Here is a 6,874-nt window from a genome sequence, read left to right as displayed (position 1 = left end):
AAGGGAACCTTCGAGACGCTCCACGTCCGAAAGGGGGCCTTCAGGACACCCCAGGCCACGAAACCCCACCCGACCCCGGAGCGCACCACCCAGCCATGTTCGCCTCACCTCTCAAATAGAACGCTCTTCACCACTCACGACCCCGCGCGAAAAGGGACCGCCCCCGACGCACGGACGACGTCGGGGACGGTCGGGTCCGGGCGCACCCCTGCGTGTGGCCCGGACGGCTAGGCGGTCAGGAGCGCGCCCAGAGGGCGGGGACGTTCGGCGGCTCCCAGCCGACCTGAGCGGTGTGGGCCTGCAGGGCCCGGTAGGAAACGCCGTTGTAGGTGACCGTCGCCCCCACGGCGTAGGTGGTGCCCGCCGCCCAGGTTCCCGTGGGCGGGTCGGTCGGCGTGGTCGTGGCGGTGGTGCTGGACGGCGGGTTCGAGCCCGACGTCACCAGGCGCAGGCTGTAGACGCTCAGGATCTCCGAGATCGGCTGGAAGTAGAACGTGCCGCCCGAACTGCAGTTGCCGGAACCGCCGGAGGTGACGCCCTGCGCCTGGTCGCCCGCGAGCCACGAGCCACCGGAGTCGCCGGGCTCGGCGCAGGCGTTGGTCCGGGTGAGGCCGGAAACGGTGCCCTGCGGGTAATTCACCGAGGCGTTCTTCTGCTCGATGGTGCCGCAGTGCCAGCCGGTCGTGGAACCGGAACGGCAGACCGAAGCGCCGATCGCGGCCTCCTGCGATCCCGCCACCGGCACGGTGCCCGGATAGCGGTTCACCAGCGGACGCGGCGTGTTGCCCGCGTCCACGCGGACCCACGCGTAGTCGTTGCCGGGGAAGCTGGAGCCCGCCACGGTCCCGCTCGGGTTCGAGGTGCGGGTGCCGGTGGTCCCGCAGTGCCCGGCGGTCACGAAACCGCCCTCGACCGAGAAGCCGACCGAGCACCGGCCCGAGCCGAAGGTGTAGGCGTTGCCGCCGATGACGTCGATCAGCGGAACCGGGCTCTCGGTGCTGGTCTCGACCCGCACCGCGTCGGGCCGCACGCCGGACGCGGTCGCCCACGACCGGGCGGCCGCCTCCGAACCCGCGTGGGCCAGGACGACGATCGAGTTGGTGGTGGCGTCGACGTACCAGCCGGGCACCGTCTTCGGCGCGCTGGATCCCTTGGTGTCCAGGGAAAGTTTCGCGGCGTCGAGCTGGGCGGCGCTCCGCGTGACGGTCTTCGGGGTCGCACCCGCGGCGCGGACCGTGTCCGCCAGGGCGGCGTCGGTGACCGCGACGGTCAGCGTCGTCCCGGCCGCGTCCAGCCAGGACCCGGCGTAGGAGGAGCCGAGCCGGGCCTTGAGGGCGCTGTCGGCGAGTGCCGCCTTCCGCTCGTCCGCGAGGCGGGTTTCAGCCTGTTCCGGGCTGATCTTCAGGTCGCGTGACAGTGCCGCGACGATCTCCGCCTGGACCTGGCCCGCCGCCGTGACGGTCTGGCCGGCGCTGGCGCTCGGCGTCAGCGCGACGGCCGTGACCAGCCCGCCGACGGCGATGGCCGCCGCGGCGGCCGCTACGATCTTTCGGTTCATTGAGGCGCTTCCTCGTAACGTGCCGGAAGGGATCCAGTCCCGACCGTACGAGGCGCCTCCCGCTAAGGGTACATACCATTTAGATCATATCCACCTCAGTGGACTGGACCTTTTTACCGCGTTTTCGCTGGTCAATGCACCCCGGCGTCCGTGTAGTCGACGCCATAACCCGGGTTCAGCTCGAGGTACTTGGAGTAGGTCGGCCGCCGGTCGATCAGTTCGCCGTACACCACGCGGGACAGCGCGATCATCTCCGCGGCGAACGGGCCCATCTCGCCGCGTTCCGACCAGCCGATGAGATTCCGCCAGCTCAGCGGGTTTCCCGCGATCGGGACGGCGACGATGCCGGGGATCTCGTGGAACAGCGGCTGGCACAGCACCACCGCGTGTCCCGATTCGACCATTTCGATGCAGGTCAGGACATCGGTCTCGTACAGCGATCGCGGGGTGAACCCCGACCTGGCGCACGCGGAGGCGAAACAGTCACCGAAGCAGCCGTCCCCCGGCGTCGCGCACCACCGTTCGTCCGCCAGCGCGCCGAGTTCCACCTCGTCGTGCTGCGCCCGTTCGTCCCGTGCCGACATCAGCACGAACACCGGATGATGCGCGAGCGTCCGCCACCGTAGACCGGGCGCCGGCGGCGGCGCGGCGTCACCGCAGACGCCGACGAAGGCGAAGTCCAGCGCGCCTTCGGCGGTCATGCCCGCGAGTTCGTTGGCCGACCAGGACGTATGCGTGGCGACGTGGATGTCGGGATGGGTGGTGCCGAGGCGCTGCAGGAGCGCCCCCAGCATCGGGCCCGTCGCCGAGCCGAGCCGCAACGTGACCGGTTCGCCGGTGCCGGAGTGCTGGGCGAGGCGTGCCGCCTCGTCGTGCAGGGACGAGACGGCGGGGAGCACCATCTTGGCCCGGTCGAGGACGAGAAGGCCGAGCGCCGTCGGCCGGGTCCCCGTGTGATCGCGCAGGAAGAGCTTCCCGCCGAGCGTCCGTTCGATGCGCTTCAGTTGGGCGGTCAACGCGGGCTGCGCCATCCCGAGCGTGTTCGCCGCTTTGGTGATGCTTCCGAGTTCTGCGATCGCGCACATGATGCGCAGGTGGCGCAGTTCCAGCTCCATCCCTCTACGTTAGAGCGGTAACTGGACTAGACCAAGTGAAGAACTGTGCCAAATGGCTTCGCTTCCCAACATGCCAACGATGTCAGCAAGCCCTGCCGCACTTTCTCGTGAGTGGTAATGACGGTTCTAACCGTCATTACCACTCACGACCTCTTCGCTTTGCGGTTCAGGAACGCCGATGCCCCGACCCCGTGGGCGGCGACGCTCACCAGCACGGTCACCACCATCACGCTCAACGCGATGTCCGCCGCCTCCCCCTCAAGGGAGTTGTAGGCCAGCAACCCGAACACGATCGACGCCGCTCCGCGCGGTGCCAGCAGGCCGATGGTCATCCGGTCCCGCCACCGGAAATCGGTCCGCAGCAAGGTGAGCAGGACCGGGATCAGCCGGGCGACGGTCAGCGCGACGGCGCTGACGATCACCACACCCCAGGTGAGACCGAACGACAGCACCAGCACCGCCGTGCTGCCGAACACGAACCACATCAGCAGCCCGCACAGCGAGCTGACGTCCTCCGCCAGCCCGAGTTCGTCCTCGCCGGGGTGCCGGGCGGCCTTGTAGGCGATCCCGCAGATGAACGCGGCGACGAATCCGTTGCCGCCGATCGCGACGGCGGCGGTGTAGGTCAGCAGCGGCAGCGCGACGGCCGCGACCCTGGCCGAATGCCGGGTGGACCAGCCGTGCCTGCCCGTCACGTTCATCGCCACCGCCGCCACCGCGCCGACGACGGACCCCACGAGCACCGCCAGCAGCGCCGCCGGGATCGCCGCCTGCAGGGCTTCACCCGGCGTGTTGGCCTGGTGGCGGCTCCCCGCGAGGGTGAGCGCGAAGATGAACACCGGCGCGACGACGCCGTCGTTGTAGCCGCTCTCGACGTTCAGCAGATGCCGGACGCGTTCGGGCACGCGGACGTCGTGCACCACCGACGTCGCGGGCGCGAAATCCGTCGGGGCGATGATGCAGGCGATCAGCAGGACCGCCGTCCAGCCGAGCCCCGGCAGCGTCAGCAGGCCGACGCCCAGCACGATCAGGATCGTCAGCGGCAGCGCGATCAGCAGCAACCGCACCGCGGTCTTGCCGTCGTGGCCGAGATAGCCGCCTTTGACCGCGGTGGCGTCCACGAACAGCAGCAGCGCGAGGATCAGTTCCGCGGCGTTGAGGGCGATCTCGGTGTTGAGCCCGTTGCCGAGATCGTTGCGGGTGGTGAACCCGATCGCCAGCCCCGCCGCGACCATCGCCATCGGCGCGGTGATCTGCCACCGTTCCAGCCGCGCCGCCGTCATCGTCCACGCCAGCACGACGACCGCGCCGACGAGCACGCTCTGGATCATCTACCGCCCCTCGTTCCCGGTGGACTCCCCTGCCACCGGGAACGAGCATAGAGACCGGGCGGGCGCGGCGGTCCACAAAGGAACTTCGATCACACCACCGCGCCGTTGTCGTCGCGCTTCCGCTCCCGCGACGGCTTCCTGACCGGACGTCCGGCCCCCGGCCACCGCCGGTCGAGCAGGATGGCCACGGGACCCGCGGTGGCCACAGTGGACACCGTGCCGGCGACGAGGCCGAGCAGGAGCGCGAGGGCGAAGTCGGCCAGCGACCCGTCCCCGAGGACCAGCAGCGCGCCGAGTACGAACAGCACCCCGATCCCGGTGTTGATCGTCCGGGGCAGTGTCTGCAGCACCGCGGTGCCGACGACGCGGGCGAACGGCTCCCCGCGGCGCTGCCCCCGGACCTCCCGTACCCGGTCGAAGACCACCACCGAATCGTTGACCGAATAGCCGATCACGGTCAGCAGCGCGGCGAGGAAGACGCCGTCCATCGACTTGCCCAGCCAGGCGAAGATCCCGAGGATGATCAGCACGTCCTGGGCGAGCGCGGCCACCGTCGCCACGCCGAGCCGCCAGTCGAACCGCACCGCGAGATAGGCCAGCTGCGCCAGCACCGCGAGGCCGAGCGCGACGATCGCCTTGGCGCGCAGTTCGGCGCCGAGGCTCGGGCCGATCTGCTCGTCGCGGATCTCGGTGGCGTCCCCCGCGACTCCGGCCACGGCCGCCCGGATCCGCTCGGTGGCGGCCTCGTCGATCGGCTCGGTGCGCACCGAGATGTCCTTCTCGCCGGACATCTGCACGACGGCGCGCGGGAAACCGGCGTCGGAAACCGCGTCCCGGACCCGTTCGACGTCGGCGGGCGCCGAGGTGCCGTACTCGATCACCCGGCCGCCGGTGAACTCGACGCCGAGGTTCGGCCCGGCCACCAGCAGCCCGGTGACGGCCGCGATGACGATCGCACCGGCGACCGTCAGCCAGCGCCGGGGACGGCCGAGGAAACCCGGATCGAGACGGTTCACCCACCGGCGGACCCGGCCTTCGTGGGTGAGGCCGGAGATCCGCGGTACGCGCGCGACCGCGCCCCGCATCGTCAGATGCAACAGCAACCGCGTGAGCACGAGCGAGATGAACAGGGCCACCACCACGCCGATGGACAGGGTGACGCCGAAGCCGCGCACCGGACCGGACGCCAGCCAGAACAACAGCCCCGCGGCGAGCAAGGTGGTCACGTTCGAATCGACGATGGCCGACAGCGCCCCACTGAACCCGCGGCCGACCGACCGCGGCAGCGAACCGCCCCGGTTGACCGAGTGCTCCTCTCTCGCCCGTTCGAAGACGAGCACGGTGGCGTCGACGGCCATGCCGATGGCCAGGACGAACCCGGCGAGTCCCGGCAAGGTCAGTGTCGCGCCGACGGCGAGCAGGGCCGCGTAGGACACGGCGGCGTACGCGACCAGCGTGCCCACCGCGATCAGTCCGGCCAGCCGGTACACCGCCACCAGGAACAGCGCGGTCAGCGCCAGCCCGATCACCGCGGCGCGGGCGCTGGCGTCGATGGCGGCGGCGCCGAGCGTAGGGCCGACGGTGCGCTGCTCGATGATCTCGACCGGGGTCGGCAGCGCGCCGGCGTTGATCAGCAACGCCAGATCCTTCGCCTCGGCCGGGGAGAACCGCCCGGTGATCTGCGTGCTCCCGCCGACGATCCCGACCCCGCAGGCGACCTGCGGGCTCACCTGGGGCGACGAGATCACCTTGTCGTCGAGGGCGATCGCCACCCGCCTGGCCGGATCACCCGGCGAGGAACAGGCGGCCTGCCCGGTCAGCCGCTCCCAGGCACGACCGGAATCCCCTTTGAAGTCAACGGAAACGAGCCAGCCGCCGCCTTGCGAATCCATCGTCGCCAGCGCCTTGTCGACACCTTCGCCGGTCAGCGCGGCGGGTCCCAGCGTGATCTGTTGGCCACTCTCGTCGGGAAGGACGCGCGAATCACCGGTCGCGGCGGCGAGCACGGGATGGAAGGACAGTTGCGCGGTCCGGCCGATCACCTCGACGGCTTCGCGGGGATCCCGCACGCCGGGCAGTTCGACGATGATCCGGTCGTCCCCGGAGCGCGCCAGCATGGGTTCGGCCACGCCCAGCGCGTCGACCCGGCGGCGCAGCACCTCGAGCGTCCGGTCGGTGGTCTCGGCGTTCGCGGTGGCGGTGGGTGAATCCTTGGTCTCCAGCACGATCTGCGTGCCACCACGCAGATCGAGCCCCAGACGCGGGGCGGTGGTCAGCAACAGGTACACGGTCGCGGCGAGGACGACCAGCGAGACCACGGCTCGCCCGGTCATGCCTCGCCGCGCGGTTTCGCGCGGCACGAAGGGTTCTCCTCGATGGCTTCACCCGCGCGCGAAGAAGGCGCGCGGATTCCCGGTCCGGGCACGCGGAAGACGTGCCCGTCAGCTTCAGACGGCTACCGGGAAAGGAGGAGCGCGATCCCCCAGCGCGAGGCGGTGCGCCGCGTACGAGGGAGGAGTGGTCTCGGACCGGAGTTCGCCGAGGCGGAGCAGCGCCGTCGACGCGGGTCCGTGCGGGACGGTCCCGAAGAGAGGCAGGTCACCATGACCGTGCACCCCCAGGAGCGAAGGCTCGGCGGCGAGCCTGCCCGCGGCACGCACCGGCGCGACGGCCTTGGAGACCGAGGAGTCGATCGTCGCGTTCGCCCCGCGCGACTCCGCCGCCGAGGCGGGATCGCCCGGGTGGAGCGCGAAGACCAGTCCGAGCGAGGTCAGCACGGCGGCGAACAGCACCAGCACGGCCTGCCTGGCAGGCCGGTCCGTCCGGCGCTCCACCGTCATCGGCACTCTCCCCGTGGTCTCGCCGACACC

Annotated in this window: 5 protein-coding genes; all 5 read right to left on the bottom strand. The window is 70.7% G+C overall.

Annotated features, from left to right (window positions below; genetic code table 11):
* Positions 1-235 precede the first annotated feature (235 nt).
* Positions 236-1,558, bottom strand: coding sequence for a carbohydrate-binding protein (locus tag L324_RS26370; protein WP_037314242.1), 1,323 nt, complete (start codon positions 1,556-1,558; stop codon positions 236-238).
* Between the two features lie 131 nt (positions 1,559-1,689).
* Entirely contained in the window at positions 1,690-2,673 is a 984-nt protein-coding gene (locus tag L324_RS26365) for a LysR family transcriptional regulator (RefSeq protein ID WP_037314240.1), read from the bottom strand.
* Positions 2,674-2,816: 143 nt separating this feature from the next.
* On the bottom strand, positions 2,817-4,004 hold the full coding sequence (locus L324_RS26360) for a cation:proton antiporter domain-containing protein (protein WP_037314230.1): 1,188 nt from the start codon (positions 4,002-4,004) through the stop codon (positions 2,817-2,819).
* 89 nt (positions 4,005-4,093) lie between these two features.
* On the bottom strand, positions 4,094-6,364 hold the full coding sequence (gene secD / locus L324_RS26355) for a protein translocase subunit SecD (RefSeq protein ID WP_051174105.1): 2,271 nt from the start codon (positions 6,362-6,364) through the stop codon (positions 4,094-4,096).
* A gap of 87 nt (positions 6,365-6,451) precedes the next feature.
* Positions 6,452-6,844: a hypothetical protein gene (locus L324_RS26350; protein ID WP_235783655.1), complete on the bottom strand. Its 393-nt coding sequence runs from the start codon at positions 6,842-6,844 to the stop codon at positions 6,452-6,454.
* Between the last annotated feature and the right edge of the window lie 30 nt (positions 6,845-6,874).

Origin of the sequence: Amycolatopsis orientalis DSM 40040 = KCTC 9412 (assembly GCF_000478275.1) — a bacterium.
GTDB lineage: Bacteria > Actinomycetota > Actinomycetes > Mycobacteriales > Pseudonocardiaceae > Amycolatopsis > Amycolatopsis orientalis.
Note: the sequence above shows the minus strand (reverse complement) of the source record. Positions and strands in the feature narration are given on the sequence as shown.

What these genes read in the sequence shown, in the direction of transcription:
- L324_RS26370 (WP_037314242.1), bottom strand. Translation starts at nt 1,558, where the DNA reads ATGAACCGAAAGATCGTAGCGGCCGCCGCGGCGGCCATCGCCGTCGGC.
- L324_RS26365 (WP_037314240.1), bottom strand. Translation starts at nt 2,673, where the DNA reads ATGGAGCTGGAACTGCGCCACCTGCGCATCATGTGCGCGATCGCAGAA.
- L324_RS26360 (WP_037314230.1), bottom strand. Translation starts at nt 4,004, where the DNA reads ATGATCCAGAGCGTGCTCGTCGGCGCGGTCGTCGTGCTGGCGTGGACG.
- L324_RS26350 (WP_235783655.1), bottom strand. Translation starts at nt 6,844, where the DNA reads ATGACGGTGGAGCGCCGGACGGACCGGCCTGCCAGGCAGGCCGTGCTG.